This is a genomic window from Brevundimonas albigilva (assembly GCF_023573565.1).
GTDB classification, from domain to species: Bacteria; Pseudomonadota; Alphaproteobacteria; order Caulobacterales; family Caulobacteraceae; genus Brevundimonas; species Brevundimonas albigilva.
The window spans coordinates 3,067,554-3,094,551 of record NZ_CP097649.1; the positions used below are offsets into that span (position 1 = coordinate 3,067,554).

Sequence of the window (26,998 nt, forward strand, 5' to 3'; positions counted from 1 at the left end):
GGATGTTGACGCGAAGATCCCTGGGCCTGTCGATGGCGGCGACGGCCGCTCTGGCCGCGTCATCCGCGCGGTCGCAGGAGAGACTGACGGCGGAAGAGCAGTTTCGCATCGAGGGACGCTACCTGCCGCAGTATCTGGAGTTGAAGGCCCAGGCGGCGGCCGGCGACGAGTCGGCCATGGCGCTGGCGCCGCAGTTCGCGGCCTTTCTCGGCGATGAGGAAACCGCCATCGGCAGCCAGGAACGCGAACGGCCCGCCGATCTGGCCCTGCCCGATCTCATCAGGGCGGAGAGCCGGAACGCGCTGGACGTCATCGTCGACGCGGCCGCCGACCGGCAGGTCGTCATACTGAACGAGGCGCACAACATTTCAGGTCACCGTGGTTTCGCGGCCTGCGTGATGCGAGCGCTGAGACCCCTGGGGTTCGACACCTTCGCGGCGGAGACGTTCACCCCGCGATCGCCGGCGTTCCGCTCCGGCGTCTGGACGTACCGCGAAGGCGCGCCCTTCCGCCAGGCGCTGGGCTATTACATCGCCGATCCCGTCTTCGCCGAGACGGTCCGGGAAGCGGCGAGCCTGGGCTATGTCTTCGCCGACTACGAACAGCGGGACGACCAGAGCGCGCCCGCCGATGCGAGCGGTGAGGCGCGCGTCGTCGCGCGCGAGACCGCTCAGGCGACGAACCTGATCGAGAATGTGCTGAAGTCGCGACCCGACGCCCGCATCTTCGTCCTGTGCGGCTACAACCACGCCCTGGAGGCGGAAGGATGGGGCGGGCTGTGGTTCGCGGGACGGCTGAAGGCCGTGACCGGGATCGATCCGCTGACCATCGATCAATCCGGCAACTGGCCCGGAACCCGGCCTGAAACCGACAGCCCGCAAGTGGCGGCCGTGTTGCGACGGTTCGCGCCGACCGCGCCGATCGTCGTGTGGCGCGATGGAAAGGTCTTCGCCAATCGAATCTATGACGGCAAGACCGACCTGAGCGTCTTTCATCCGCGTCTGCCTCGTGTCGCCGGGCGACCTGGCTGGCTGGCGGCCGACCCCGGGCGCAAGCCTGTCGAGGTGGCGGCGCCGCCGTTCGAGGGACCGACGCTGCTTCAGGCGCTGCATATCGACGAGGGACCGGCGATTCCGGCGGATCATCTGCTGCTGGAGCCGGGTCAGGCGCGGGCGACCCTGATGCTGCGGCCGGGCCGGTATTTCCTGCGGCTTGAGACCACGCGCGGGATCGAGCCCGCGTTCGGGACACTGACCGTCTGAAGACGCGACGCCGACGGATCGGCGAGTCTTGACGCCTCCGGGATCGCGGGCGACCCTCCGCGGCTGAGAACGTTCACAAGAACGTCCGGGAGGCGACGATGAGGGCTTTGGGACGGGCGGCCTGCGCGGCGGCCCTGGTGGTCGGCATGGCCGGGAGCGCCTCGGCGCAGGACTGGCTGCGGGTCGAGGGGACGCGGATCGTCGACGAGGCGGGCGAGCCGGTGATCCTGCGCGGCATGGGGCTGGGGGGCTGGCTGCTGCAGGAAGGCTATATGCTGCAGCTGGGCGCCCTGGGGCAGCAGCATGTCATCCGTGAACGGATCATCGACCTGATCGGCGAGGAGAAGACGGAGGCCTTCTACGCCGCCTGGCGCGCCAACCATGTGACCAAGGCGGACATCGACGCCATGGGGCGGTGGGGCTTCAACTCGGTGCGGCTGCCGATGCACTATGACCGGCTGACCCTGCCGATCGAGCAGGAGCCGGTTGCGGGACAGGACACCTGGAAGGACGAGGGCTTCGCCGAGATCGACGCCCTCTTGGCCTGGACCAAGGCCAACGGGATGCACCTGATCCTGGACCTGCACGCCGCGCCGGGCGGGCAGGGGACGGACCTGGCCATCTCGGACCGGGATCCGGACAAGCCGTCGCTGTGGGACAGCGCCGAGAACCGCAGGAAGACGGTCGCCCTGTGGCGGCGGCTGGCCGAACGCTACGCCGACGAGCCGGGGATCGGCGCCTATGACATCCTCAACGAGCCGAACTGGGACTTCGAAAAGCCGGGTGGCGGGCACGGCTGCGAGGAGACGACCAACGCCCCGCTGCGCCAGCTGATGATGGAGATCACCGCCGCCATCCGCGAGGTGGACCAGCGGCACATCATCATCATCGAGGGCAATTGCTGGGGCAACAACTATCGCGGCGTCACGCCCCTGTGGGACGACAACACCGTCATCAGCTTCCACAAATACTGGAACGCGACGGATCGAGCCTCCATCGCCGACATCCTGCGCCTGCGGGAGGAGACCGGCGCGCCGGTGTGGCTGGGGGAATCGGGCGAGAACTCCAACAGCTGGTTCACCGAGACCATCGCCACGGTCGAGGGCGAAGGGATCGGCTGGGCCTTCTGGCCGCTGAAGAAGATCGGATTCAACCAGCCGCTGGAGATCACGCCCAATCCGGGCTGGGCGGCCTTGGTCGCCTATCTGACCGGCGAGGGGCCGAGGCCGCCGGAGGCCGAGGCGGAGGCGACGCTGATGCGGCTGGCGACCTACGACATCCGCTTCGAGAACAATTTCGCCCATCGCGACGTGGTCGACGCCATGCTGCGCCAGCCGCATTCGGACGCCGTCATTCCGTACACGGAGCATCGGCTTGGGGCGGAGGGACTGATCATCCGGGCGGCGGACTATGACCTGGGGCGGGCGGGCGTGGCCTGGTCCGACGTCTACGCGTCCGACACCGACGGGCCGGGAGAGCGCATTCCCTGGTGGAACACCGGTCGCACCTGGCGGAACGACGGCGTCGACATCGCCGTGGACATCGCTCTGAACGGGGGCCGCCCGGTGGTGGTTGAATTCGAGACCGGCGAATGGCTGCGCTACACCCTGAAGGCGGAGGCGGGGGGCGAGCGGACGGCGACGGTGATCGGCGCGGGCGGCCGGGTGTCGGTGTCGCTGAACGGCGGCGCGCCGGTGATGCTGGACCTGACGGCGGGCGACGGTCGGGGCGGGGCGACCCCGCCGGCCCTGCCGTTGCTTGAGGGAACCAACACCCTGATCCTGAAGGCCGAGGCCTGCGCCGCCTGTCGGGTGGAGGCGATCCGGTTCGACTGACGAGCGGCGCCGGGTCGGGCCGGACGGTTACAGTATAACGACGAAAGCGCTTGGCGCCGGGGGCGGCGGGACGCTAGGTCTGGAGCCCTGACCTGGAGGGGCATTCGATGATGACGACGCACGTTCGCGGGGCCGGCCTGGCGCTGGCGACCCTGTTGCTGGCTTCGAGCGCGAGCGGCGCCCTGGCCCAGGCCCAGACTCCGCAGGCCCAGGCGGCGCCGGCCGGCCCATCGGTCTATCAGCAGCCGCCGCAGCCGATCGCGGACATCCTGGACGCCAGGCCGACGCCGGCGTCGATGCTGAGCCCGGACCGCGCGACGCTGGCGCTGATGGACCGGTCGAACCTGCCGTCGATCAAGGCCCTGTCCGAGCCGATGCTGAGGCTGGCGGGCTATCGCATCAATCCGCGCAACAACGGCCCGGCCGAGAGCCGGGTCGCCTGGCTGACCGGCCTGTCGCTGAAGCCGGTGGACGGGGGCGAGGCGCGGACCGTGCCGCTGCCGGCCGGGGCCCGGTTCACGGGCGCGCGCTTCTCGCCCGACGGCCGCCATGTGGCGCTGGTGATGGACGGCCCAGCCGCGCTGGAGCTGTGGGTCGTGGACGTGCAGGCGGCCCGGGCCCGCAAGCTGAACGGCGTGGCGGTCAACATGACCCAGGGCGCGGGCTATCAGTGGCTGCCCGACAGCTCGGGCCTGCTGATCGAGGCGGTTCCGGCCGGGCGCGGGCCGGCGCCGGCGGCCGACCCCACGCCGCGCGGCCCCACCATCGAGGAGACGACCGGCCGCGTGGCGCCGGCGCGGACCTATCAGGACCTGCTGCAGGACGCCCACGACGAGGCGCTGTTCGACCACTATTTCACCAGCCAGCTGACCCTGGCGCCGCTGGGCGGCGATCCCCGGCCGATCGGCGCGCCCGGCGTCCACGCCGACGTCGCCGTGTCGCCGGACGGGCGCTACATCCTGACCGAGACGCTGAAGCGGCCCTATAGCTACGCCGTGCCGGCGGGCCTGTTCCCGACCGAGATCGCGGTGCTGGACATGACCGGGCGCGAGGTGCGCCGGGTCGCCGACCTGCCGCTGCGCGACGACGTGCCGACCGCCTTCGACGCCGTGGCGCCGGGGCCGCGTTCGGTCCAGTGGCGCGCCGACGCCCCCGCGACCCTGGCCTGGGTCGAGGCGCTGGACGGCGGCGACATCAGGACCGAGGCCGAGTTCCGCGACCGGGTCCTGATGCAGGCCGCGCCGTTCGACGCGCCGCCGGCGACGCTGATCGACCTGAAGGAGCGCTACGCCGGCATCGACTGGGGCCGCGACGACCTGGCCATCGTCAACAGCGCCTGGTTCAACACCCGGCACGAGACGCGCTTCGTCGTCGATCCGTCGAACCCCGGCCAGGGCCGGGTGCTGCTGGAGCGGAACTACCAGGCCCGCTACGACAATCCGGGCGAGCCGGTGACCGAGCCCAACGCGGCCGGGCGGCCGGTGATGCGGTTCGATCCGCAGGGGCGCATCCTGATGACCGGGCCGGGCGCGACGCCCGAGGGCGCCTTCCCCTTCCTGGCGGCGATGGACCCGGCGACAGGCCAGAGCGAGCGGCTGTGGACCTCGGCGCCCGGCGACTACGAGTTCGTGATCGGCTTCCTGGACGAGGCGGGCCGGCGCGTCGTGACCCAGCGCGAGACGCGGCTGGACCCGCCCAATCTCCAGGTGCGGGACCTGGCCAGCGGCCAGACCACGGCCCTGACCGACTTCCCCGATCCGGCGCCGCAGCTGGCCGAGGCGACGCGCCAGCTGGTGACCTACGAGCGGCCGGACGGGGTCAAGCTGTCGGGCACGTTGTATCTGCCGGCCGGCTACGACAAGGACCGCGACGGGCCGCTGCCGATGCTGATGTGGGCCTATCCGGCCGAGTTCACCGACGCGGCCGTGGCCGGCCAGACGGTGGACGTGCAGAACCGCTTCGTGCGGCCCAGCGGGTCCAGTCACCTGTTCCTGCTGACCCAGGGCTATGCGATCTTCGACAATCCCTCCATGCCGATCATCGGCAAGGACGGGGCCGAGCCGAACGACACCTATGTCGAGCAGCTGACCGCCGACGCCCAGGCGGCGGTGGACGCGGTGGTGGGCATGGGCGTGGCCCGCCGCGACCGGATCGCCATCGGCGGGCACAGCTACGGCGCCTTCATGACGGCGAACCTGCTGGCGCACACGGACCTGTTCCGCACCGGCATCGCGCGGTCGGGCGCCTATAACCGCACCCTGACGCCGTTCGGCTTCCAGGCCGAGCAGCGCACCTATTGGGAGGCGACCGACATCTATACGCGGATGTCGCCCTTCACCTACGCGAACCAGGTCAATGAGCCGATCCTGCTGATCCACGGCGAGGCGGACGACAACTCGGGCACCTATCCGGTGCAGACCGAGCGCTTCTATGCGGCGCTGAAGGGGCTGGGGGCGACGGCGCGCTATGTCACCCTGCCGCTGGAGGCGCACGGCTATCGCGCGCGGGAATCGGTCGGCCATACGCTGTGGGAGATGACCCGCTGGCTGGACCTGAACCTGAAGGCGGCGCCGGCGGCGGAATAGGCGTCAGGGCCGGACCACCAGGCGGACCACCTCGCCGGCGTTAAGGCGGTCGAAGCCGGCGTTGATGTCGTCCAGCGCGATGACGCCGCTGAGCAGGCGATCGACCGGCAGGCGGCCGTCGCGGTACAGGGCGACGTAGCGGGGGATGTCGCGGCTGGGGACGCAGGTCCCGATGTAGGAGCCCTTCAGGGTGCGCTCCTCGCCGACCAGGGAGACGACGTTGACGGCCAGGGCGGCGTCGGGCGGGGGCAGGCCGGCGGTGACGGTGGTTCCGCCGCGCCGGGTCATGGTCCAGGCCGCCTCCAGGGCGCGGACCGAGCCGGCCATCTCGAAGGCGACGTCGGCGCCGCCGTTCGTCAGGGCGCGGACCTGCTCGACCGCGTCGGGGTCGGCGGCGTTGACGGTGCGGACCGGGCCGAGCGAGCGGGCGAGCGCCAGCTTGTCCTCCGACAGGTCCACGGCGACGACGGGCGCGGCGCCGCAGGCCAGGGCGCCCAGGACGCTGGCCAGGCCGACGCCGCCCAGGCCGACCACGACCACCGACTGGCCCGCCTTGACGCCGGCGGTGTTCACCACCGCGCCCACGCCCGTCAGCACGGCGCAACCGAACAGGGCCGCGATCTCGAACGGCAGGTCCGGGTCGATGCGCACCAGCGACCGGCGCGAGACCACGGCGCGCTGGGCGAAGGCGGAACAGCCCAGGTGGTGGTTCAGGGCCCGGCCCTCGCGGAACAGGCGCCGGCCGCCGCCCAACAGTTCGCCCCGGCCGTTGGCGGCGGCGCCGGGCTCGCACAGGGCGGGGCGGCCGCCGGCGCAGGGGTCGCAATGGCCGCAGGACGGCATGAAGACCATGACCACATGGTCGCCGATCTCCAGGTCCTCGACGCCGGGGCCCAGCGCCTCGACCACGCCGGCGGCCTCGTGGCCCAGGGCCATCGGCAGGGGGCGCGGCCGGTCGCCGTTGATGACCGACAGGTCCGAATGGCACAGGCCCGCCGCGCGTATGGCCACTTGGACCTCGCCGCGGCCGGGCGGCTCCAGCGAGACGGTCTGGACCGCCAGGGGGCGGCTGTCGGCGTAGGGCGGGGCCGCCTTCATGGCGGACAGGACGGCGGCGCGGGTCTGCTGCGGCATGGTCAAGCCTTCGTCATCGATCGTCATTCGATAGGCGCTTGACGTCGCGTCGTCCAAGCCCGAGCGTCGCGGAACGGACGAGAGCGCCGCCGAAAGGCGCCGGCGCCGCAAGGGAGAAGCGAATGCCGAAGAGAGACGAAGGCCCCCTGGCCGACCGCGCCACCTATCGGGCCTTCCACATGGTCTCGACCCGCTGGGCCGACAACGACCAGTACGGGCACATCAACAACGCCAAATTCTACGAGTTCGTGGATTCGGCGGTGAACGCCCACCTGCTGATCGCCGACGCCCTGGACGAGTCCATCGGCCTGGTGGTCGACAGCGGCTGCCGGTACGCCTCGGCGCTGAAGTTCCCCGATGTGATCGAGGTGGGGATCAAGGTCGACCAGATCGGCACCTCCAGCGTGCGCTATGGGTTCGCCGTGTTCCGGCGCGGGACGGCGGTCCCGGCGGCGATCGGCCATTTCGTCCACGTCTATGTCGACGCCGAGACCCGCCGGCCCAAGCCCCTGCCGGACAAGCTGCGGGCGGTGGTGGAAAACCTGAGGGCGGAATAGGGAAACGCAGGCCGGCGCGGTTCACCGCCCGGTAAGCATGGTCCTCAAGCCCCGGTTAGCCCTGTTCGCTCGCCGGACCTTAAGAGGCGCCGGGCTAGGGTCGGTCTGCAACGAGCAGATCGGAACCACCGATGACCCACCGCGTCCTTCGCGCCCTTGCCGCCGCCACGCTCGGCCTGGGCCTGTTCGCCGCCGCCGCGCCGGCCCTGGCCGGGTCCACCGCCGGCGGCACCTATCGTCTTCGCGCCACCGTGCCGGTGGCCTGCTGGGTGAAGCCCACGTCGCCGGTGATGGCCGAGAGCGGCCGGTCCGGCGAAGTGGTCGAGGCCTGCAACAGCCCCGGCGGCTTCACCGTCTCGGCCCAGTACCGCCCCCTGTCGCCCACCGAGAAGGCGACCATGTTCTATGGCGACCGGATCCTGGACCTGGACAAGTCGGGCGGGCAGGTGCTGCGCCGCTCCAGCATCGCCACCATCCGCTCGGTGTCCTACCGCTTCAACGAGGTGGAGTTGGAGCAGCCGCTGATCCTGGCGCTGACGATCCAGCCGATCTGATCCGATCGACAGCCAGACGCCTTGAAGGGGCGGGTCGCGCGGCGGCCCGCCCCTTTCGCGTTTCAGCCCGCGCGCCTCAGAGAGCGGCGACGGTGAAGGTCAGGATGTCGGAATAGTCGCCGGCGCGCTTGCCCGCGACCGAGCCCACGCTGATGGTCAGGGGATAGTCGTCCAGCCGGGCCCGGCGCGACACCACGTCCAGCCGACCGCCGCGGCCCAGGTCCATGTCGCGATCGCCCAGGGCCAGGGCGTAGGGCACGTACCATTCGCTGGCGCCCTGGCGCAGGCGGCCGCGGTTCTCGGACGAGACCGAGACGCTGTAGCCGGCGGTGCTGAGCACATAGAGGGTGGTGCGCAGCGGGCGCACCCCTTGCGTCAGTTCGCCCAGGTCGATGGTGGCCGTGCCGCCGGTCCGCCGGAACTCGCCCTTCAGGCCCATGACGGCGGCCGAGGGCACCTCGATGCTGAGGGTGACCGGCTTTTCGGCCAGGGTCTGGCCCTCGGGCGTCTCCAGGCTGATGAAGGCGTTCTGGGAATAGAGACCGGCCGACAGGGTTTCGGACGGGGCGGCGGTGAAGGAGAAGCGCACCAGGCCGCGCTCGCCCGGGGCCAGGTTCAGCGGGCGCACGCCGACGCGGCGCGCGCTCTGGCCCGCGCGAGGGGTCACGTCCGTCCCGCCACGTTCGTCGACGAGGGCGTAGGCCATGCGCTGGGCGCCGCCGGCCTCGTGCGCCAGGCCGAACTGCTCGCCGCGCAGCTCCACCCGGCTGACGGCGGCGCAGGGACCCGGCCCCTGATTGACCACGGCGACGTCGAATTCCTGGACCACGGCGTCCTGCTGGAAGGGATCGTACCGCATGGTCCAGTTGTCGGCGCCGGATTCGATGATCAGACGGCAGCCGTCGGTCTGGGCCGAAGTCTGGGCCTGGGCCGACGCGGCGCCCAGCAGAGTCGCCGCCGCCGCGGCGGCGGCCGTCATCAGGGCGGAGATACGGATACGGGACATTTCAGCCTCCTGGGCTTGTCATGGGGCTTCAGTCTTCGGGTACGTCGAGCGGCACGTTCACGACCTGGAGGTCGAGCAGGCCCTCGTTGTCTTCGGGCACGGTGAATTCGAAACCCCGGACCGGGCTGGAGAACAGCTCGACGCGGTAGCGCTTGCCCGGCTCCAGGTTCTGCACGGCGAAACGGCCCACCGAGTTGGTGAAGAACAGTTCGGGCTCGGCCGTCAGATCGTCGACGGGCCGCACGCGGCCGGACATCAGGGCCACAGGACGGTCGGCGTTGCCGACCAGCCGGCCCAGGGCGCTGACGAACTTGGCGCTGCCGACCTGGATGGCGTAGCCGCTCTTGTAGGCCGGCCGCACCCGGGCGATGCCGTCGCCGATGTTGTAGCCGCGCGGCGGGTCCAGGGCGTCGTAGCGGATCGACTGGTTGACGTAGGAGGTCAGCCGGCCGGCCAGCGCCGGGCCAAGGGCGCCGCTGCGGGCCTGATAGACCCCCTGCAGATTGTCGCCGACGATCACCGGCGAATCTTCCAGGCTCTCGTGCGGATAGACGATGGCGAAGCTGTCGAAGATGTTGCGCCCGATGGCGACCTTGCCGCCGGTGGTGGCGATGGACGAGCCGATCCGAAGGCTGGTGACCTGCTCCTCGGTGATGTCGTCGAAGCTGCGGCCGAAGGCCGTGTGCGACAGGCTGGCGTCGAAGCGGTTGGCGATATAGTCGGCCTGGCCGGACACCGAGCCGGCTCCGTCGTCGTAGGTCGAGGCCAGGGCGTAGCCGAAGGCGCCGACGCGGTTCTCGCTGGCCTGCTGGAACCGGACGCTGCCGGAATCGCGCGCCGAGGCGTAGCGGGCCTCGGCGCGACGGCCGAACGCCCCCTGCCATACCAGCGCGGCGGTGACGCCGAAGCCGTCGCGGTTGTGGTCTGCCCCCATGGGGTGATCCGGTTTCGATGTTAGTTCATGGGCGGGCCTGACGCCATGGTTGGGTTGGGCGAGCGCGCGCCTTCAAGCGCTGGCGCGCTCGCCCACGGCACGATGTTTCCGGCGCGAGGGATGAGGGCTTCCGGTGCTGGCGGTCGGTACTTCAGGGCGCTGTGCGGTCGCACGGCGTTGAAGTGACGCCGCCACGCCTCGATCAGCACCTGAGCCTCGGCCAGACTGAAGAAGGTCTCGCCGTTCAGCAGTTCATCCCGGAGCTTGGAGTTGAAGCTCTCGCAGTAGCCGTTCTCCCAGGGACTACCGGGTTCGATGTAGGCCGTCTGAGAGCCGACGGCGGCGATCCATTCACGCAGGGTGGTGGCGATGAACTCCGGTCCGTTGTCGGACCGCACATAGGCCGGCGGCCCGCGCAGTATCATCAGGTCCGCCAGGGTCTCTAGCACGTCGGTGGAGTTGAGCCTGCGCTTGACCCGGATCGCCAGAGCCTCGCGCGTGAACTCATCAATCACGCAGAGCATGCGGAACTTCCTGCCGTCCTGGGTGCGATCCTCGACGAAGTCGTAAGACCAGACATGGTTGGGCCGCTCGGCGCGCAGCCGCACGCACGACCCGTCATTGAGCCAGAGCCGGCCGCGTTTCGGCTGTTTCTGCGGGACCTTCAGCCCTTCCCGTCGCCAGATCCGCTGAACCCTTTTGGCGTTCACCGACCAGCCCGCCTGATGCAGCAGCGCCGTGATCCGGCGGTAGCCGTAACGGCCATAGGTCGCCGCCAGTGCGGTGATGGCCGCCGTCAGGGCCGCCTCGTCGGTGCGGCCCCTCGGCGTCTTTCGCTGGGTTGAGCGATGCTGTCGGAGCACCGCGCAGGCGCGCCGCTCCGACACCTTCAACTCGGTCCGCACCTTGTCGATGCAGGCCCGGCGACGGGCAGGGCTCAGAAGTTTCCCCGCGCCGCCTCCGACAGGATCAGCTTGTCCAGCGTCAGGTCCGACACCGCCCGACGAAGCCGGGCGTTCTCCAGCTCCAGCGCCTTCATCCGTTTGACCTGATCGGTCTTCATCCCGCCGAACTCCGCTCGCCAGCGGAAGTAGGTCGTCTCCGTCACCGCTATCGTCTTCACCGCCTCCGCGATCGATTTGCCTTGCCCGGTCAACACTTCAACCTGGCGCAGCTTGGCGATGATCTCTTCGGGCTTGTGACGCTTCCTGGCCATCCTTGGCTCCATCCGTTCCGGTCCGCAGACCAACATAAGGGATGGATCACTTCAAAGGGCGCAGACCACCGCCATAGCGGGGTGGTTCAGGAACCGGCGTCACGCCGCTTAGGGGGACCGGCGTGACGCCGGTTAGGACATTTCCGCTACGAGGTTGGCCTTGATAGGGTTCAATACCGCCTCGGCTCCCTCGTCCGTGATGCTGAATTCCTGAGCAATTTGTTGACACAGAGACCACCAAGACCGCGCATAACCTTGAGCGACCAACTGGACGGCTCGGTCTCGTTTTTTGTTCCCCTCAGCAAGATTAGCCTCCCCTGCTCCGTCCGTTCGAAGCGTCCCCGCGCTGACTTCCAAGCCACGGGCTCGCGTGGACTTTATGAAAAAGGCTTATCCCCTTGCATCAGGCTGTCCCACATTTAGTGGTCTGACCCTTGCTCCTTGGAGGGGATGAACGAGGAAACCAAAGCCAACCGTCCCATATCGCTACAGGCGTTCATGCGGCGATTCCCCGACGACGTCGCCTGCGCCGACTATCTCGCGGCGAAGCGTTGGCCCGAAGGCTTCCGGTGTCCCGCCTGTCCCTCGGAGAAGGGCTGGAAACTCACGCACCGGGCGGCGATCTGGGAGTGCGCGGCCTGCCACAGGCAGACCTCCGTCACCGCCGGGACGATCATGCACCGGACCCACCTGCCGCTGCTGACGTGGTTTATCGCCTCGCACCTCGTGGCGACACACTCGAACGGTATCAGCGCGCTCCAACTGCGCGAACAGGCCTCGATTGGCTCCTACAAGACCGCGTGGTTCCTCCTGCACCGCCTGCGCCGAGCGATGGTTGATCCCGACCGGGGCGGACTGGTCGGGGTGATCGAGACCGACGAGACCACCATCCCCTTCCGCACCAAGGACGAACCCGTCGCCGGCGGTCAAGGACGATCACCGATCGGCAAGCTGGTCGTGGTGGGTGGCGTGGAGGTCCACGACGACGGGTCGCCCGGTCGCATCCGGCTCCGCGCGATCCCCGACTTCAAGCGGACCACGCTGCACGACTTCCTGACCTCGGTCACCCTACCGGGATCGCTGATCTCGACCGACGGCAACATCGGCTACGCGGGCGTCCCTGACCGGACGGTGTCGGCGCAGGTCATCGGCAAGATGCCCGCCCATGTCTTCATGCCGTGGATTCACCGGGTGTTTTCAAACCTCAAGCGGTTCGGGCTCGGCGTCTATCACGGTTTCCGCCGCGCCTATCTCCAAGCGTATCTGGACGAGTATTGCTTCCGATGGAACCGCCGCAAATGGCGTCACCGCAGCTTCGACACCCTGCTCGGGATCGGGCTGCGGGTGGGGTCGCTGCCATATCGGACGCTTGTATCCAAAGCGTGAAAAAGCCGACGCGATTACTTCAGGGACTTTTTTGCTTCCATCAGAGCGGCGTAGGCCCGCTGCATCAGAGCCATCATCTTCATTTGAGACTTCTCTCCATCGGCTCCGGTCGTCGGGGCCTTCCCACTCATGTGATCCTCGTGAAGTTCGATAGCCTTTCCGAGCGCCGTAACAGCGGCTGAAAACTCCTCTTGAGGAGTGCCGTAGGCCCGTTGGCCCCCGGTCTTCTTCTTCTCATCGTTCATGGACATGGCGTGCATGGGGGTCTCACGGTGGTGCTTGGGGGAACTTTAAGCCTCGCAAAACGGGCCAAAATATACGCCAGCATTACGCGTAAAACTGTGATTTGTCAAGATCAATAGCATCTACCAATAGCGCAACCTGATGCAAAGGGATAAGCCTTTTATGAAATCAGACCGGTTGAGGCAGACGTCTCTCCAGCCAAATAGGACCGACCCGTCATCCTTTCCGAGTTCCACCCGAGCCCAGTGTTTCAGATCCGGTTCGGTCTGGCCGATATTATCGGCGGTAATGCCGCATGCGACGCCCATGTCGTGCCAGGAGAAATGAGCCCAGGCGCGGTAAACGGCCCAATATCCGCGCGGAATGTCGGCTCGACCAGAAGCCTGAAAAATTCGATCGGCAGCGAAGTTCGGGGAGCCTGTCGCGCGCACCTCTCCGCTGAGTAATAGCTCGTAGATCAGCCGATACGCGGCTTGCCACTGCTCCGTCTCGAAGTGCTCCTTCCGCAGCATCCCGAAAATTACGTGCTGTTCGAAGATGGCAGCTTTCGCGGCACGCGCTGCGATAGATCGTGCATCAAATGGCCCGCATGCCATCCGCGCCTGCCACGCTGAATAGCGAGGATGAGCGCGGCAACGTTGGCGGTACGCTTCAGCCGAGACGGGTTGACCGTAGGCCACTGCGCTGATGGCCTCGATCAGAGAAATCTGAGGATTTTGCGCTGGCGGCCTTGGCTTACGTGGGGCCATCAGGCTCTCGGCCCCATCGCAGTGGTCTGCGCCCTTTGAAGTGATCCATCCCTTATGTTGGTCTGCGGACCGGAACGGATGGAGCCAAGGATGGCCAGGAAGCGTCACAAGCCCGAAGAGATCATCGCCAAGCTGCGCCAGGTTGAAGTGTTGACCGGGCAAGGCAAATCGATCGCGGAGGCGGTGAAGACGATAGCGGTGACGGAGACGACCTACTTCCGCTGGCGAGCGGAGTTCGGCGGGATGAAGACCGATCAGGTCAAACGGATGAAGGCGCTGGAGCTGGAGAACGCCCGGCTTCGTCGGGCGGTGTCGGACCTGACGCTGGACAAGCTGATCCTGTCGGAGGCGGCGCGGGGAAACTTCTGAGCCCTGCCCGTCGCCGGGCCTGCATCGACAAGGTGCGGACCGAGTTGAAGGTGTCGGAGCGGCGCGCCTGCGCGGTGCTCCGACAGCATCGCTCAACCCAGCGAAAGACGCCGAGGGGCCGCACCGACGAGGCGGCCCTGACGGCGGCCATCACCGCACTGGCGGCGACCTATGGCCGTTACGGCTACCGCCGGATCACGGCGCTGCTGCATCAGGCGGGCTGGTCGGTGAACGCCAAAAGGGTTCAGCGGATCTGGCGACGGGAAGGGCTGAAGGTCCCGCAGAAACAGCCGAAACGCGGCCGGCTCTGGCTCAATGACGGGTCGTGCGTGCGGCTGCGCGCCGAGCGGCCCAACCATGTCTGGTCTTACGACTTCGTCGAGGATCGCACCCAGGACGGCAGGAAGTTCCGCATGCTCTGCGTGATTGATGAGTTCACGCGCGAGGCTCTGGCGATCCGGGTCAAGCGCAGGCTCAACTCCACCGACGTGCTAGAGACCCTGGCGGACCTGATGATACTGCGCGGGCCGCCGGCCTATGTGCGGTCCGACAACGGACCGGAGTTCATCGCCACCACCCTGCGTGAATGGATCGCCGCCGTCGGCTCTCAGACGGCCTACATCGAACCCGGTAGTCCCTGGGAGAACGGCTACTGCGAGAGCTTCAACTCCAAGCTCCGGGATGAACTGCTGAACGGCGAGACCTTCTTCAGTCTGGCCGAGGCTCAGGTGCTGATCGAGGCGTGGCGGCGTCACTTCAACGCCGTGCGACCGCACAGCGCCCTGAAGTACCGACCGCCAGCACCGGAAGCCCTCATCCCTCGCGCCGGAAACATCGTGCCGTGGGCGAGCGCGCCAGCGCTTGAAGGCGCGCGCTCGCCCAACCCAACCATGGCGTCAGGCCCGCCCATGAACTAACATCGAAACCGGATCACCCCATGGGGGCAGACCAACAGCGTCGATCGATTCGGCGATACTATCTGCCGCCGCCCGCACCGGATCGTCGGCCAAGTGCGCGTAGCGAGCAGTGGTCTTCACGTCTGCATGGCCTAGCAGCTTACCCAGGACGACCAAGCCTTGCCCAGATGCGACCCCACTACTGGCGAATGAGTGGCGCAGGTCGTGGATTCGTACGTCTTCCAGACCGGCCGCCTTGCGCACGACGCGCCACGTCTTCTGCAACTGACCGAATGGCTTCAGCGGGTCCGTCGCGGAGGGGAACACATATGGGCTATCCTTCACCTTCGGCACGGCCTCTATGACCTCCAGTGCAACTCGACCGACGGGCACGATTTTCTGGCCTGTCTTGCTGTCCTCGAGACGCAGGCACCCGAAGTCGGAATCAACCTCAGACCACTTAAGCTGTTCGATCTCGCCGCGCCTGGCGCCAGTCAGGGCCAGCAGTCGCAAAATGCGGGTGGCGGACCGATTGCCGCCGGCCGCATCCGACGCCGCCATGGCTTCGCCGAGGGCCGTCAGCTCCGTCGGCGACAGGAAGCGTTCCATCTTACGGTCGCGGTAGCGCTTAAGGCCGCGCACGGGATTATCTGGTCGCATCTTCCGCTTGACTGCAAACTCGAAAATCCCGCCCAGCAGACCAGCGGTCCGCGTCGCGGTCCCCTTTCCGCCTTTGGCCATTGGATCTTTCAGGCGCCGGCGCTCGGCGTCCTTGGGGACCTGCCCGGCTTTAACCTGCGCCATTGACGGCTTGATCTTCGATGCTGTCCGGCCGGATGCGACGTCCTGCATCCACCGCTCGACGTCAGGCAGTGTGACGACGTTGACCCGCTTGTTACCGAGGATGGGCTTGATGTGGCGTTCGATTCGTCCCTTGTCCGTGGCCAAGGTGGACGGTTTCTTCATCGCCACGCCCTGCTCCAGATACAGGTCGCACAGTTCCGAAACGGTGATGTCGGCGCGGACCTTCGCCCGGTCGGCTTGCGGGTCGGCGCCCCTAGTGGCCGAAGCCAAGACCTTGCGCGCCTCGTCTCTGGCTTCGTCGGCGGTGATTGCACCATGCCGCCCGATAACGAGCTGGCGCAGTGTGCCGCTCCGGCCTCCCCCGACCCGGTATCGGGCCACGTACGTCTTCGTGCCGTGGGGCGAGACGCGAAGGCCGAACCCCTTCAGATCGCTGTCCCAGACAGTGAAGCGCTCGACCCCCGGCTTGGCGGCGTCCACGACACGCTTGGTAATGCGTGCCGATCGTCCAATTTCATCCGCCATTTCACCTTCCACCTGCCGACCGCGGTGAGCCCGTGGTCATCACATGGTCATCACCGCGAAGGTGACACCCGTGAACACCTGTAGAACACGATAGCACGATCCGAAAGTGCAAATCGCCGCCACGACTGAATTCTAGCCCTGAAACCCTGTCGTGGCGGGTCTGGCTTGATAGCCCTCCGAAGGCAGGGGTCAGAGGTTCGAATCCTCTCGGGTGCGCCACTTCCATTCAAGATTGTGAACGCCGTCCTCGGCGGCGACGTCGCGGCTGTCCCGGACATCCGGCGCCCGCGGGGGTGCGGCTCGCCCCGAGCATGCGCGGGACGGACGGCGATGGCGCGACCCGCCGCAAGGCGCCGCCGACCGGCCGCCTGGTTCGATGACCGCGTGATGAGGAAGGGTCCGGAAAAAAATCGGCGCCTGCCGAATCGACAGGCGCCTGATTTTCTTGCTTCGACTGGAGCGGGCGAGGCGATTCGAACGCCCGACCCTCACCTTGGCAAGGTGATGCTCTACCCCTGAGCTACGCCCGCACTCCGTTGGGAGCGATGTGCGCTCCCCGTCGAGGAGGGGGCGTATAGCGGAGCGCCCCGCTCCTTCGCAAGAGGGTTTTTTGCTTTTTACCGCGGCGCCAATCTGATGGCCCCGTCCAGGCGGATGCATTCGCCGTTGATATAGACGTTGCGCGCCAGCTCCAGCACCAGCGACGCATAGTCGGCCGGCGTGCCCAGGCGGCTGGGGAAGGGGATGGCGGCGGCCAGGGCGTCCTGGATCTTCTGGTCCATGCCCGCCATCATCGGCGTCCACATGATGCCGGGCAGGATGGTGTTGCAGCGCACCCCTTCCTGGGCCAGGTCGCGCGCGATCGGCAGGGTCATGGCGTAAACCCCGCCCTTGGACGCCGAATAGGCCGCCTGGCCGATCTGGCCGTCCTGGGCCGCGACCGAGGCCGTGTTGACGATCAGGCCGCGCTCGCCGTCGGCCATAGGCTCCAGCGTCACCATGCCCGCCGCCGACTGCGACAGGACGCGGAAGGTGCCGAACAGGTTGACCCGCACGGTGCGTTCGAACTGGGCCATGTCGTGGGCCTTGATCTCGCCGGTGTCCTTCTTGCGCGAGACGGTCTTCATGCCGGTGGCGATCCCGGCGCAGTTGACGGTCAGCCGCTCCTGGCCGTGGGCGGCGCGGGCCTTTTCGAAGGCTGAGGCGACCGAGGCGTCGTCGGTGACGTCCACCTGGCAGAAGACGCCGCCGATCTCGGCCGCGATGGCCTCGCCCTTCTCGGCGTTCAGGTCGAACAGGGCGACCTTGGCGCCGGTGGCGGCGATGGCGCGGGCCGTGCCCTCGCCCAGGCCCGAGGCGCCCCCGGTGACGACGGCGGCGATGCGGCTGTCGAGTTTCATGCGTCCATTCCCTATATCTGGTGAACCTGAGTTTCGATCGAGGATTTAGCGGCCATGCCCGGCAAAGCCAAACCGATCTCGCCCGACGACGTCCTGGACCCCGAAAAGGCCCTGGTCCCGGCGGTGGTGCGCGTCAACGAGACGCGGGTGAAGCGCGGCTTCTGGCCCAAGATCACCCGCACCGCCGCGCGCATCCCCTTCGCCGACCAGGCGCTGGCGGCCTGGTACGCCGCGCGCGATCCGCAGACGCCGATGGCGGCCAAGGGCATGATCTTCGCCGGCCTGGCCTATTTCGTCATGCCTATCGACGCCATCCCGGACCTCTTCGCCGGCATCGGCTTCACCGACGACGCGGCGGTCATCACGGCCCTGCTGGCCACCCTGGGCGCCAACATCAAGCGCCGCCACCGCGACCAGGCCGAGGCGGCCGTGAAGCGGCTCAGGGATCGCCGAGGCGAATAGCCAGGCTTACCGATTATTCAGTTGCCCGGCGCGCCCGGCGGTCTCAGCGTCACCGGCAGCATGGGCGAGGGTCTGGCCGTGGGCCTGGACGCCCTGGGCGCGCGCGTCACGGGCTGTCCGATGGCCGGGCTGCTGGGCGCGATCTACGACCTTCCGCTGGAGCGGTCGGGCCTGACGATCAAGCTGCCGGCCGAGCGGCTGTCGACCGTCTCGGGCGTTCCGCGCGAAGCCTTCCGCTGCGCGCCCTGAGATCGGCGCGCGGACCCCGTCAGTCGTTGATCGTCACCACGATCTTGCCCAGGGCCTGGCGTTCGCCCAGGCCTTGATGGCGTCGGCGGCCTTGTCCAGGGGGAAGGTCCGGGACACGCGCGGACGGATCTTGCCGTCGGCTTACATCCGCATCAGTTCAGCCATGTTGGCGGCGAAGAGCATCGAGGCTTTTCTCAACATTCGATTGTATCGGTTGCTTCTCGAGCCTTGGTGGCAGACCTCGCCTTCCGACTTGACGCGTTCGCATACGTCGTCGAAGTAGAACTCAGGGGGCTGTCATGACCAAAAGATCCAAAGCATCCGACGACACCAATACGCCAGCCGTACTGGTGACAGAGACGGCGCCGGCCGGCAAAGCAAGGAGGATCGGGCCCCAGGTCTTGGACAAAGTTAAAAGTTCACTCCAGTCCGGCAGCGACCAAACGCGCGCGGCCGCAGCCGTTGCAGGCCATGGAATGGTCATTGCAGTGGATGCCGTGAAAAAGGCTGCTGACGCCACGGCGAGAGCCTCTGGCGAACTCGGCGTCGCCGCATACTACGCCGTCGGCGATTTGAACGGAGACGGCAAGGTCGATGAGGATGATTGGAAGATTGCTCGCCATGCCGCAGGGAAAGCCGCTGCTGGGATCGCGCGCGAAGCCGGTGAACTTGGAAAGGCTGTTGCGCGACACGAAATCACCAAAGACGCCGCGGCTGGCGCCGCTGTCGGCGCATTAATCGCTTTGCCAATCCCGTTCGTAGGCCCCGCCGCCGGCGCGGCGGCCGGTGCCGCCATAGGGTTGACCCGAGGGGTGCTTGATAGCGGCGCAATCGCCGACGTCGTTGGCCAAGCGGCGGCAGCTGTCAGAAAACCTCCGACACGAAAACCTGCTCGCAAGCAACCACGTCGCTGAATATCGACCTCGCATACGTCAGTCCTCGATCGTCACCACGATCTTGCCGAGCGCCTGGCGGTCGCCCAGGGCCTTGATGGCGTCGGCGGCCTTTTCCAGGGGGAAGGTCCGGGACACGCGCGGACGGATCTTGCCGTCGGCGTACATCCGCATCAGCTCGGCCATGTTGGCGGCGTGGGCCTTGGGATCGCGCATCACCGCCGCGCCCCAGAAGACGCCGATCACCGACACGGACTTCAGCAGGGTCAGGTTCAGCGGCAGGGACGGGATGCCGGCCGGGAAGCCGACGACCAGATAGCGGCCGTTCCAGTCCATGGCCCGAAGCGCGGGTTCGGCGTAGTCGCCGCCGACCGCGTCATAGACCACGTCGGCGCCGTCGCGGCCGGCGGCCAGCTTGAACTCGCCCGACAGCTCCTTCTGGGCGGCCTTGTCCATCGGGCCGGAGGGATAGATCAGGCCGTTGTCGGCCCCCAGGTCCAGGGCGAACTCCACCTTGTCGTTGGTCGAGGCGGCGGCGACCACGCGCGCGCCCATCGCCTTGCCCAGCTCCACCGCCGCGGCCCCGACGCCGCCGGCCGCGCCCAGCACCAGCAGGGTCTCGCCCGGCTGCAGCTTCGCCCGGTCCTTCAGCGCGTAATAGCTGGTGCCGTAGGTCATGATCAGGGCCGCGGCTTCCTCAAAGCTCATGCCCTCCGGGATCGGCGTCAGGGTCGCGGCCGGAACCGCCAGCCGCTCGACCAGCCCGCCCCAGCCGGGCACGGCGATGACGCGGTCGCCCTTGAACACGCCCTTGACGCCCTCGCCCACCGCCTCGACCACGCCGGCGACCTCGGCCCCCGGGGCGAAGGGACGCGGCGGCTTGAACTGGTATTTGTCCTCGATGATCAGGGTGTCGGGATAGTTGATCCCCACCGCCTTGACCTCGATCACCACCTCGCCGGCCTTGGGCGTCGGATCGAGGATGTCCTCCACGACCAGGGTGTCGGGACCGCCGGGGGCCTTTGAGAGAACGGCGCGCATCATTCCTCCTGGGCCATTCGAGGCCGCTGTTGTCCCGCGCCATGGCGCGGCCTTCATGGCGACGCTAAACAGCGCCACGCCCGATTGAAAGAGGCGACGAGAACAGGCTCAGGACCACGACATGACCGCCCTCATCCTCCACGGCGGCGCCGGCGCCCGGCGCGAACGCAACTACGACGCCGAGGTCGCGCACATGCGCCAGGTGGTCGAGGTCATGAAGGCGCGGCTGGAGGCGGGCGACAGCGCCCTGGACGTGGCGACGGCCGCGGTCGTCCTGCTGGAGGATTCGGGCCTCTATGTCGCGGGCAAGGGCGCTTCGCCCAACCTGGCCGGCGCCTATGAGCTGGACGCGTCAATCATGGACGGAGCGACGCGGCGGGCCGGGGCGGTGGCGGCCCTGCAGGGCTTCCGCAATCCGGTCCTGGCCGCCCGCGCGGTGATGGAGCGGACGCCGCACGTCATGCTGGCGGGCGAGGGCGCGGCCCTGTTCGCCCACGACCAGGGGCTGGAGCCGATCGCCGACGAGGCCGCCTGGTTCACCCACGCCGGCCAAGGCGAGGACAATCATCCGCCCGGAACCCTGAGCCACGGCACGGTCGGCTGCTGCGTGCTGGACGCGCAGGGGCGGCTGGCGGCGGCGACCTCCACCGCCGGCGTCTTCGGCAAGATGCCGGGACGGGTGGGCGACACCCCCCTGCCCGCGGCGGGAACCTGGGCCGACGCGCGCGTGGCCGCCAGCGGCACCGGCCAGGGCGAATATTTCATCCGCGTGGCCGCAACGGCCCAGGTCGGCTGGCGCGTCGGAACGGGCCAGACCCTGGCCCAGGCGACCCAGGCCGTGATCGACGACATCGGCGCGGTGGGCGGCGACGGGGGCCTGATCGCCCTGGACGCCCAGGGAAACATCGCCGCCCCCTTCAACAGCCAGGGCATGAAGCGCGCCTGGCTGACCCCGGCCGGCGAGATCGAGGTGGAGGTTTTCGGCCGCTGAGCCCCCGGCCAATCCCGCATCGTCATTGCGGTTGATTATGATAATCGTTCGCATTAAAGCGCCGCTATTGTTTTCAGCGGGGCTTTCACCATGCGTAGCCGTCTTCTTCTCTCCACCGCCGTCGCCGGCCTGGCCTCGACCCTGATCGCCCAGCCGGGGCGCGCCGAGACGGCGGACCAGACGGCCGCCCAGCTGGATCCCGTCGTGGTCCTGGCCACCCGGTCCGAGCGCCGGGCCGGCGACACGCCGGCGACCGTCAGCGTCATCACCGACGCCCAGATCCAGGCGATGCTGGCGACCGACATCAAGGACCTGATCCGCTACGAGCCCGGCGTCAGCGTCCCGACCAGCCCGGCCCGCTTCAGCCTGGCGCTGTCGGGCGCCGGCCGCGACGGAAACGCCGGCTTCACCATCCGGGGCATGGGCGGCGACCGGGTGCTGATCGTCAACGACGGCGTCCGCCTGCCCGGCGGCTTCTCCTTCGGCGCCCAGGCGGTGGGACGCGGCGGCTACAACGACCTGGACCTGGTCAAGTCGGTCGAAATCCTGCGCGGCCCGGCCTCGGCCCTCTACGGCTCGGACGGCGTCGCCGGCGCGGTGGCCTTCACCACCAAGGATCCGGTCGATTTCCTGACTGACGGCCAGGCCTTCGGCGCGCAGGGCCGCGTCGCCTACAACTCGGCCGACGAGGGCTGGACCGAGGGCCTGGCGCTGGCCGGTCGCAGCGGCTCGCTGTCGGGCCTGCTGGCCTACACCCGCCGCGACAGCCAGGAGACCGAAAACCAGGGCGAGGTCGGCGGCGTGGGCGCGGCCCGCACCCAGCCCAATCCGCAGGATTTCGGCTCCAACGCCGTCCTGGGCAAGCTGGTGTGGGAGGCCTCGCCCCGCCACACTCTGCGCCTGACCTACGACCACCTGGATTCCGAGATGGACGGCGAGGCGCTGAGCAGCCTGTCGGCGACGACCCTGGCGGTGACGGCCCATGACGAGACCCAGCGCGACCGGGTCAGCCTGGACTGGCGCTTCACCGACATCGCCGGCCTGGATGACGGCTCGATCTCGGCCTACTGGCAGGATGCGACGACGCGGCAGGTCACCTACGAGGATCGCGCGACCCTGGCCGACCGCGAACGGGACGTCACCTTCGACAACACGGTTTACGGCGTGGCGGGCCAGGGGGCGAAAACCTTCGGCTCCGAGGCCGCGCGCCACCGCGTGACCTTCGGCGGCGACTGGTCCCTGACGACCCAGGAGGGCCTGCGCGACGGCGTGACGCCTCCGGTGGGCGAGCCCTTCCCCGCCCGCCCCTTCCCCAAGACCGAATACCAGCTGGCCGGCCTGTTCGTTCAGGACGAGATCGCGTTGCTGGACGGCGCGCTGAGCATCATTCCGTCGGTGCGGTACGACTGGTACGACCTCGACCCGCAGCCCGACGCCCTGTTTCCGGCCGCGGCGGAGGGTCAGAGCGACGACCACATCTCGCCCAAGCTGGGGGTGGTCTATTGGCCGCACCCGCGCTTCGGCGTCTTCGCCAACTACGCCGAGGGCTTCCGGGCGCCGTCGCCGATGCAGGTGAACAACTATTTCGCCAATCCGGTCTTCGGCTATGAGTCCATCCCCAACCCCGACCTGGAACCCGAGACCAGCGACAGCTTCGAGGGCGGGGTCCGGTTCCGCGACATCGCGGCCTTCGGCGGCGTGGCCCGGCTGCAGGCGACCGCCTTCGCCAGCAACTACGACAACTTCATCGAACAGGTGGTGGTGTCGGGCTCGGGCGTGCCCGGCGTCGATCCGCTGATCTACCAGTACGTCAACCTGACCGAGGTGGAGATCCGCGGCCTGGAGGCGCGCGGCGACATCGACTGGGACAACGGCCTGGGCCTGATCGTCTCGGCCGCCTACGCCGAAGGCGACCAGCGCACCGACGGCGCACGCACCGACCTGCCCAGCGTCGATCCGGTCAAGCTGGTGGCCGGCCTGAACTACGCCGCGCCGTCGGGCGTCTGGGGCGGTTCGGCCGTCGTGACCTGGTCGGGCAAGAAGGATCAGGCGACCTACAACCTGCCGTGCGCCGCCGCCTGCTATCTGGGCGACAGCTTCACCCTGCTGGACCTGACCGCCTACTGGAACGTGACAGAGCGGGCCACGCTGCGCGCAGGGGTGTTCAACGTCTTCGACGAAAAGTACGCCTGGTGGAGCGACATCCAGGGCCTGTCGGCGACCTCGACCGTCAGGGACGCCTACACCCAGCCGGGCCGGAACTTCGGCGTGTCGCTGAGCCTGCGCCTGTGATGTCCCAGTTGCCGTCCCATCCCGCCCCCAAGACCCGGAAAACCCCGCCCATGCGCGCCATCCTCATCGCCGCCGCCCTGCTGACCGGCGTCGCGCCGGCCGCCCTGGCCCAGTCGGCCTCCCCGGCTCCGGCCCAGGCTGCGGCGCCTCCCGCCGCGCCCGCCGGCGCCTTCGAGCGCGACCGCCAGTCGATCCTGGCCCAGGCCGGCCAGTACCGCGTCCACTTCGACATGCGCGAGAACGTCAGCTTCCGCGCCGACTACGACCCGCTGGAGGAAAAGCTGTCGGGCGGCAGCGAGATCGTGCGTGTGGTCCATGACCAGGGCGACCGCATCAGCCTGCAGCACATCCTGGTGATGGAGCACGACGGCCAGTCCATCGTGGTCAAGCACTGGCGCCAGGACTGGGCCTACCAGCCCGAGGCCGTCCTGACCTACGCCGGGCCGAACCAGTGGACCCTGACCCCCGTTCCCGCCGACCAGCGCCAAGGCGCCTGGTCCCAGACCGTGTGGCAGACCGACGATTCGCCCCGCTATGGCGGGGTCGGCCGCTGGACCTACGACAACGGCCTGGCCGCCTGGACCTCGGACGCGACCTGGCGGCCGCTGGCGCGGCGCGACGCGGTGCGCAACCCCGTCTATGACCGCTACCTGGGGACCAACCGCCACATCCTGAAGCCCGACGGCTGGGTGCACATCCAGGACAACATGAAGATGTCGGGCCGGGACGGCGGCGAGCCGATCGCCATCGTCCAGGAAGACGTCATCAACACCTACGACCGCTCCAGCGCCTATTCGCCCAAGCCGGGCGACGACTACTGGGCCGCGACCAAGGCCTATTGGGCGGCGATCCGCGACCAGTGGGACGCCGTGATCGCGCGCGACGGCGGCGTGCGCCTGGCCGAAGAGGGCGAGACCGGCGCGGTCACCGGCGCGCCCCTGATGGACCTGGCCCAGCAGATGGCCGACGGCGAGATCGCCGAGGGCGACGCCATCGCCCGGGGCCGCGCCGTCATCCTGGAGGCGACGGCCGCGCGCTGAGCCTCAGACGGGGCTCAGACGGCCAGGCACACCACCTGGGCCACGCGCAGGTCGCGGCGCAGGCGGTCCGAGACCTGGCCGTAGTCGTCCACGGTGATGGACTGGCCCTTGGCGGCCTCGTCGGCCCGCTGTTCCCCGCGAATGGCGGGCCCGAACGATTCCGGGGCGGTGGTGTAGATCCGGCCCCGGCGCGGCGCCTCGGCCAGGGTGACGCCGATCACCCGCCCGCGCGAATCCAGCGCCGGGGCGCCCGACAGGCCCGACAGCGTGCCCTCCAGCCCGTTGGTGCGGCCTACCTCGGCCCAGGCCAGGACCGGCTCGTCGTGGGCGTCGCGGCCCGAGACCTTCAGCGTCTCGCGGCCCAGCAGGCGCGTGGCGACCTCGCCCGGCCGCCCCTGTGGAAAGCCCGGATGATAGGCGCGCTGCCCCTTCCTCAGCGGCGCCTCGGCGGCGACCGGCAGGGCCGTCGGGCCGCCGTCGGTCAGCAGCAGCGCCACGTCCGCGCGCGGCGCCAGGCGCACGTCGGCGGCGACCGCGCGCCCCCCGCCGATCACCAGCGCCGGACGCCGACAGCCCTCGACCACATGGCGCGCCGTGACCCAGCGGCCCCGCCCGGCGATGGAGAAGGCCGTGCCGGCCGTCGGCTTGAACGGCGTGTCCGGCGCATCGACCGTGACCGTGGCGTCGAAGGGGGTGATGGGTCCCAGAAGCGCGCCCTCCCCGTCCTCGGGCGGGGCCGGCGGGGCGTCGGCGTTCTCGCGCCGGCTCAGCGACACCGCCAGCAGCACCCCGACCACCGCGGCGTAGATGGTCCAGTCCGGCAGACGGGGAAATTGCATGGCGTCAGCCCGTCAGGGCGGCCGACAGCACCACCGCCGTCGCCAGCTTGGCCCCGACCAGCACGATGGCGGCCGACATCTGCCCGTCCTTGATGCGCTGCGGCAGGCCCGTCAGCAGCAGGTCCACCACGCGGAAGCACAGCAGCTGCAGCACCAGGGTCGCCACCCCCCAGATGGCGATGTCGCGCACCGAGGTCGAGACCGACAGGCTGACCGCCAGCGGAATGGCCAGGCCCAGCAGCACGCCCGCGAAGGCCAGGGCGGCCGCCGGATTGCCGTCGCGGATCAGCGCGACCTCCTTCCACGGCGTCATCAGCGCATAGACCGTCGCCCCCGCCGCCAGCAGCAGCAGGGTCACCACCAGGTGCATCACCATGACCGGGAATCCGGAGGCGAAGGCCTGCACCTCGGCGCTGGTCAGGACGTTGGACAGGGACGGATCCATACCCCGACGCCTTGCCCCATTGACGCCCCAATCCGCAAGCGCTGGGCGGCCACACCTGGTGACGAAAGATTACAGTCGACGCCCTACGCCGCCGCCTGCTCGGCCTTCCTCAGCGCCGACGCCCGGATCTTTTCGCTCTCGCTCTTCAGCTGGCCGCAGGCGGCCAGGATGTCGCGGCCGCGGGGGGTGCGGATGGGGCTGGCGTAGCCGGCCTTGTTCAGGATGGCGGCGAAGCGTTCGATCGTCTTCCAGTCCGAGCACTGATAGTCGGTGCCGGGCCAAGGGTTGAAGGGGATCAGGTTGACCTTGGCCGGGATGCCCTCGATCAGCTTGAGCAGGGCGCGCGCCTCCTCGGGGCTGTCGTTGACGCCCTTCAGCATGACGTATTCGAACGTCACCCGGCGCGCGTTCGACAGGCCGGGATAGGCGCGGATGGCGGCCATCAGCTGGTCCAGCGGATACTTCTTGTTCAGCGGCACCAGCACGTCACGCAGGGCGTCGTTGGTGGCGTGCAGGCTGATGGCCAGCATGGCCGCCGTGCGGTCGCCCAGGGCCTGGAGCTGGGGCACGACGCCCGAGGTCGAGACCGTGATCCGGCGGCGCGACAGGGCGATGCCCTCGTTGTCGCTGATGATGTCGATGGCGTCCGACACATGGTCCAGATTGTAGAGCGGCTCGCCCATGCCCATGAAGACGATGTTGGACAGGCGGCGGTCTTCCTTGGGCGACGGCCATTCCTCCAGGTCGTCGCGGGCCACCTGGACCTGGGCCACGATCTCGGCGGCGGTCAGGTTGCGCACCAGCTTCTGGGTGCCGGTGTGGCAGAAGGTGCAGTTCAGGGTGCAGCCGACCTGGGACGACACGCACAGGGCGCCGGCGCGGCCCACGTCGGGGATATAGACGGTCTCGATCTCGATGCCCGGCGCGGTGCGGATCAGCCACTTGCGGGTGCCGTCCTTGGACACCTGGCGCTCGACCACCTCGGGGCGGGCCAGGGTGAAGTGCTCGGCCAGTTTGGCCTGCATCTCCTTGGCGACGTTGCTCATCGCCGCAAAGTCGGTGACGCCGTAGTGGTGGATCCAGCCCCACACCTGGCTGGCGCGCATCCTGGCCTTCTCCGGCGGGCAGACGCCGGCGTCGATCAGGGCCTGGCGCAGTCCCTCGCGCGTCAGGCCGCTGAGGTTGACGGGCGCCGGTGCGGCGGGGGCGTTCGAGACGCGCGAAAGGTCGAGCGTGATGCTCAAGGCGGCGATCCTGCGTGAGGTTGAGCCGCCCTATATAGCACGGATCC

25 protein-coding genes and 1 tRNA gene are annotated in these 26,998 nt (G+C 68.7%); 13 read left to right on the plus strand and 13 right to left on the minus strand.

Going from position 1 to position 26,998, the window contains the following annotated elements; all coding sequences use genetic code 11:
- Positions 1 to 2: 2 nt before the first annotated feature.
- The 3 genes from M8231_RS15310 to M8231_RS15320 all read left to right on the plus strand — a co-directional run bounded on the left by M8231_RS15310 (position 3) and on the right by M8231_RS15320 (position 5,682).
- Positions 3 to 1,262, plus strand: coding sequence for a hypothetical protein (locus M8231_RS15310; RefSeq protein WP_250201880.1), 1,260 nt, complete (start codon positions 3 to 5; stop codon positions 1,260 to 1,262).
- 98 nt (positions 1,263 to 1,360) lie between these two features.
- Positions 1,361 to 3,097, plus strand: a complete 1,737-nt coding sequence (locus M8231_RS15315; RefSeq protein WP_250201881.1) for a cellulase family glycosylhydrolase — start codon at positions 1,361 to 1,363, stop codon at positions 3,095 to 3,097.
- Between the two features lie 107 nt (positions 3,098 to 3,204).
- Complete coding sequence (locus tag M8231_RS15320; protein ID WP_431307112.1) at positions 3,205 to 5,682, plus strand: S9 family peptidase; 2,478 nt, start codon at positions 3,205 to 3,207, stop codon at positions 5,680 to 5,682.
- A gap of 3 nt (positions 5,683 to 5,685) precedes the next feature.
- Here M8231_RS15320 and M8231_RS16955 read toward each other — a convergent pair whose 3' ends face one another.
- Complete coding sequence (locus M8231_RS16955) at positions 5,686 to 6,843, minus strand: zinc-dependent alcohol dehydrogenase family protein (protein WP_283843564.1); 1,158 nt, start codon at positions 6,841 to 6,843, stop codon at positions 5,686 to 5,688.
- A gap of 95 nt (positions 6,844 to 6,938) precedes the next feature.
- On the opposite strand from M8231_RS16955, the gene M8231_RS15335 reads away from it, so the two are divergent.
- Together M8231_RS15335 and M8231_RS15340 are read left to right on the plus strand one after the other, a co-directional pair.
- Positions 6,939 to 7,373: an acyl-CoA thioesterase gene (locus M8231_RS15335; protein ID WP_249749311.1), complete on the plus strand. Its 435-nt coding sequence runs from the start codon at positions 6,939 to 6,941 to the stop codon at positions 7,371 to 7,373.
- Positions 7,374 to 7,504: 131 nt separating this feature from the next.
- A complete protein-coding gene (locus M8231_RS15340; RefSeq protein ID WP_249749310.1) occupies positions 7,505 to 7,927 on the plus strand; it encodes a hypothetical protein in 423 nt (140 codons plus the stop codon).
- A 76-nt stretch (positions 7,928 to 8,003) separates the two neighbouring features.
- Here M8231_RS15340 and M8231_RS15345 read toward each other — a convergent pair whose 3' ends face one another.
- The 3 genes from M8231_RS15345 to M8231_RS15355 form a co-directional block, all read right to left on the minus strand.
- Positions 8,004 to 8,933 (minus strand): hypothetical protein, encoded by a 930-nt coding sequence (locus M8231_RS15345; protein ID WP_249749309.1) that lies wholly within the window; start codon positions 8,931 to 8,933, stop codon positions 8,004 to 8,006.
- A gap of 28 nt (positions 8,934 to 8,961) precedes the next feature.
- A complete protein-coding gene (locus M8231_RS15350; protein WP_250201882.1) occupies positions 8,962 to 9,867 on the minus strand; it encodes a fimbria/pilus outer membrane usher protein in 906 nt (301 codons plus the stop codon).
- 20 nt (positions 9,868 to 9,887) lie between these two features.
- A protein-coding gene (locus M8231_RS15355) for an IS3 family transposase (RefSeq protein WP_250201343.1) occupies positions 9,888 to 11,083 on the minus strand; the annotation gives its coding sequence in 2 pieces (ribosomal slippage) (positions 9,888 to 10,813 and positions 10,813 to 11,083; 1,197 coding nt in all).
- 450 nt (positions 11,084 to 11,533) lie between these two features.
- Between M8231_RS15355 and M8231_RS15360 the strand changes: the two genes are divergently transcribed.
- Positions 11,534 to 12,469, plus strand: a complete 936-nt coding sequence (locus tag M8231_RS15360; protein WP_250201883.1) for an IS1595 family transposase — start codon at positions 11,534 to 11,536, stop codon at positions 12,467 to 12,469.
- Between the two features lie 14 nt (positions 12,470 to 12,483).
- On the opposite strand, the gene M8231_RS15365 is transcribed toward M8231_RS15360, so the two are convergent.
- Both M8231_RS15365 and M8231_RS15370 read right to left on the minus strand, forming a co-directional pair.
- The gene (locus tag M8231_RS15365) at positions 12,484 to 12,729 is read right to left on the minus strand and encodes a hypothetical protein (RefSeq protein WP_250201884.1); all 246 of its coding nucleotides are present in this window, start codon (positions 12,727 to 12,729) and stop codon (positions 12,484 to 12,486) included.
- Between the two features lie 105 nt (positions 12,730 to 12,834).
- The gene (locus M8231_RS15370; protein WP_250201885.1) at positions 12,835 to 13,461 is read right to left on the minus strand and encodes a hypothetical protein; all 627 of its coding nucleotides are present in this window, start codon (positions 13,459 to 13,461) and stop codon (positions 12,835 to 12,837) included.
- 90 nt (positions 13,462 to 13,551) lie between these two features.
- Between M8231_RS15370 and M8231_RS15375 the strand changes: the two genes are divergently transcribed.
- Positions 13,552 to 14,747, plus strand: a protein-coding gene (locus tag M8231_RS15375; RefSeq protein WP_250201343.1) for an IS3 family transposase whose coding sequence is annotated in 2 segments (ribosomal slippage) — positions 13,552 to 13,822 and positions 13,822 to 14,747 — 1,197 coding nt in all. Because the reading frame shifts where the segments join, the coding sequence is not laid out codon by codon here.
- Here the strand turns inward: M8231_RS15375 and M8231_RS15380 are convergent.
- From M8231_RS15380 to M8231_RS15390, 3 genes are all read right to left on the minus strand, one after another.
- The gene (locus M8231_RS15380; protein WP_250201886.1) at positions 14,727 to 16,055 is read right to left on the minus strand and encodes a tyrosine-type recombinase/integrase; all 1,329 of its coding nucleotides are present in this window, start codon (positions 16,053 to 16,055) and stop codon (positions 14,727 to 14,729) included. The genes M8231_RS15375 and M8231_RS15380 overlap by 21 nt on opposite strands.
- Before the next feature lie 455 nt (positions 16,056 to 16,510).
- Positions 16,511 to 16,585, minus strand: a tRNA-Gly gene (locus tag M8231_RS15385).
- A gap of 87 nt (positions 16,586 to 16,672) precedes the next feature.
- Positions 16,673 to 17,455: an SDR family NAD(P)-dependent oxidoreductase gene (locus tag M8231_RS15390; protein WP_249751736.1), complete on the minus strand. Its 783-nt coding sequence runs from the start codon at positions 17,453 to 17,455 to the stop codon at positions 16,673 to 16,675.
- A gap of 54 nt (positions 17,456 to 17,509) precedes the next feature.
- Here M8231_RS15390 and M8231_RS15395 point away from each other — a divergent pair, with 54 nt between their 5' ends.
- From M8231_RS15395 to M8231_RS15405, 3 genes are all read left to right on the plus strand, one after another.
- Positions 17,510 to 17,917, plus strand: coding sequence for a YkvA family protein (locus tag M8231_RS15395; RefSeq protein ID WP_250201887.1), 408 nt, complete (start codon positions 17,510 to 17,512; stop codon positions 17,915 to 17,917).
- Positions 17,918 to 17,938: 21 nt separating this feature from the next.
- The gene (locus tag M8231_RS15400) at positions 17,939 to 18,166 is read left to right on the plus strand and encodes a hypothetical protein (RefSeq protein WP_249751737.1); all 228 of its coding nucleotides are present in this window, start codon (positions 17,939 to 17,941) and stop codon (positions 18,164 to 18,166) included.
- A 299-nt stretch (positions 18,167 to 18,465) separates the two neighbouring features.
- Positions 18,466 to 19,080 carry a hypothetical protein gene (locus tag M8231_RS15405; protein ID WP_249751738.1) on the plus strand — a complete coding sequence of 205 codons (615 nt, stop codon included), beginning with the start codon at positions 18,466 to 18,468 and terminating at the stop codon, positions 19,078 to 19,080.
- 18 nt (positions 19,081 to 19,098) lie between these two features.
- Here M8231_RS15405 and M8231_RS15410 read toward each other — a convergent pair whose 3' ends face one another.
- Complete coding sequence (locus tag M8231_RS15410; protein WP_249751739.1) at positions 19,099 to 20,100, minus strand: NADPH:quinone oxidoreductase family protein; 1,002 nt, start codon at positions 20,098 to 20,100, stop codon at positions 19,099 to 19,101.
- A 121-nt stretch (positions 20,101 to 20,221) separates the two neighbouring features.
- On the opposite strand from M8231_RS15410, the gene M8231_RS15415 reads away from it, so the two are divergent.
- The 3 genes from M8231_RS15415 to M8231_RS15425 all read left to right on the plus strand — a co-directional run bounded on the left by M8231_RS15415 (position 20,222) and on the right by M8231_RS15425 (position 24,423).
- Complete coding sequence (locus M8231_RS15415) at positions 20,222 to 21,091, plus strand: isoaspartyl peptidase/L-asparaginase family protein (protein WP_250201888.1); 870 nt, start codon at positions 20,222 to 20,224, stop codon at positions 21,089 to 21,091.
- A gap of 90 nt (positions 21,092 to 21,181) precedes the next feature.
- Positions 21,182 to 23,383: a TonB-dependent hemoglobin/transferrin/lactoferrin family receptor gene (locus tag M8231_RS15420; RefSeq protein WP_249751740.1), complete on the plus strand. Its 2,202-nt coding sequence runs from the start codon at positions 21,182 to 21,184 to the stop codon at positions 23,381 to 23,383.
- Positions 23,384 to 23,433: 50 nt separating this feature from the next.
- Positions 23,434 to 24,423, plus strand: a complete 990-nt coding sequence (locus M8231_RS15425; protein ID WP_249751741.1) for a DUF6607 family protein — start codon at positions 23,434 to 23,436, stop codon at positions 24,421 to 24,423.
- A 14-nt stretch (positions 24,424 to 24,437) separates the two neighbouring features.
- Here the strand turns inward: M8231_RS15425 and M8231_RS15430 are convergent, their stop codons facing one another.
- The 3 genes from M8231_RS15430 to rlmN form a co-directional block, all read right to left on the minus strand.
- Positions 24,438 to 25,262, minus strand: a complete 825-nt coding sequence (locus tag M8231_RS15430; protein WP_249751742.1) for a S1 family peptidase — start codon at positions 25,260 to 25,262, stop codon at positions 24,438 to 24,440.
- Positions 25,263 to 25,266: 4 nt separating this feature from the next.
- Entirely contained in the window at positions 25,267 to 25,707 is a 441-nt protein-coding gene (locus tag M8231_RS15435; RefSeq protein ID WP_249751743.1) for a DUF350 domain-containing protein, read from the minus strand.
- Positions 25,708 to 25,790: 83 nt separating this feature from the next.
- A complete protein-coding gene (gene rlmN / locus M8231_RS15440; RefSeq protein WP_249751744.1) occupies positions 25,791 to 26,951 on the minus strand; it encodes a dual-specificity RNA methyltransferase RlmN in 1,161 nt (386 codons plus the stop codon).
- Positions 26,952 to 26,998: the final 47 nt, after the last annotated feature.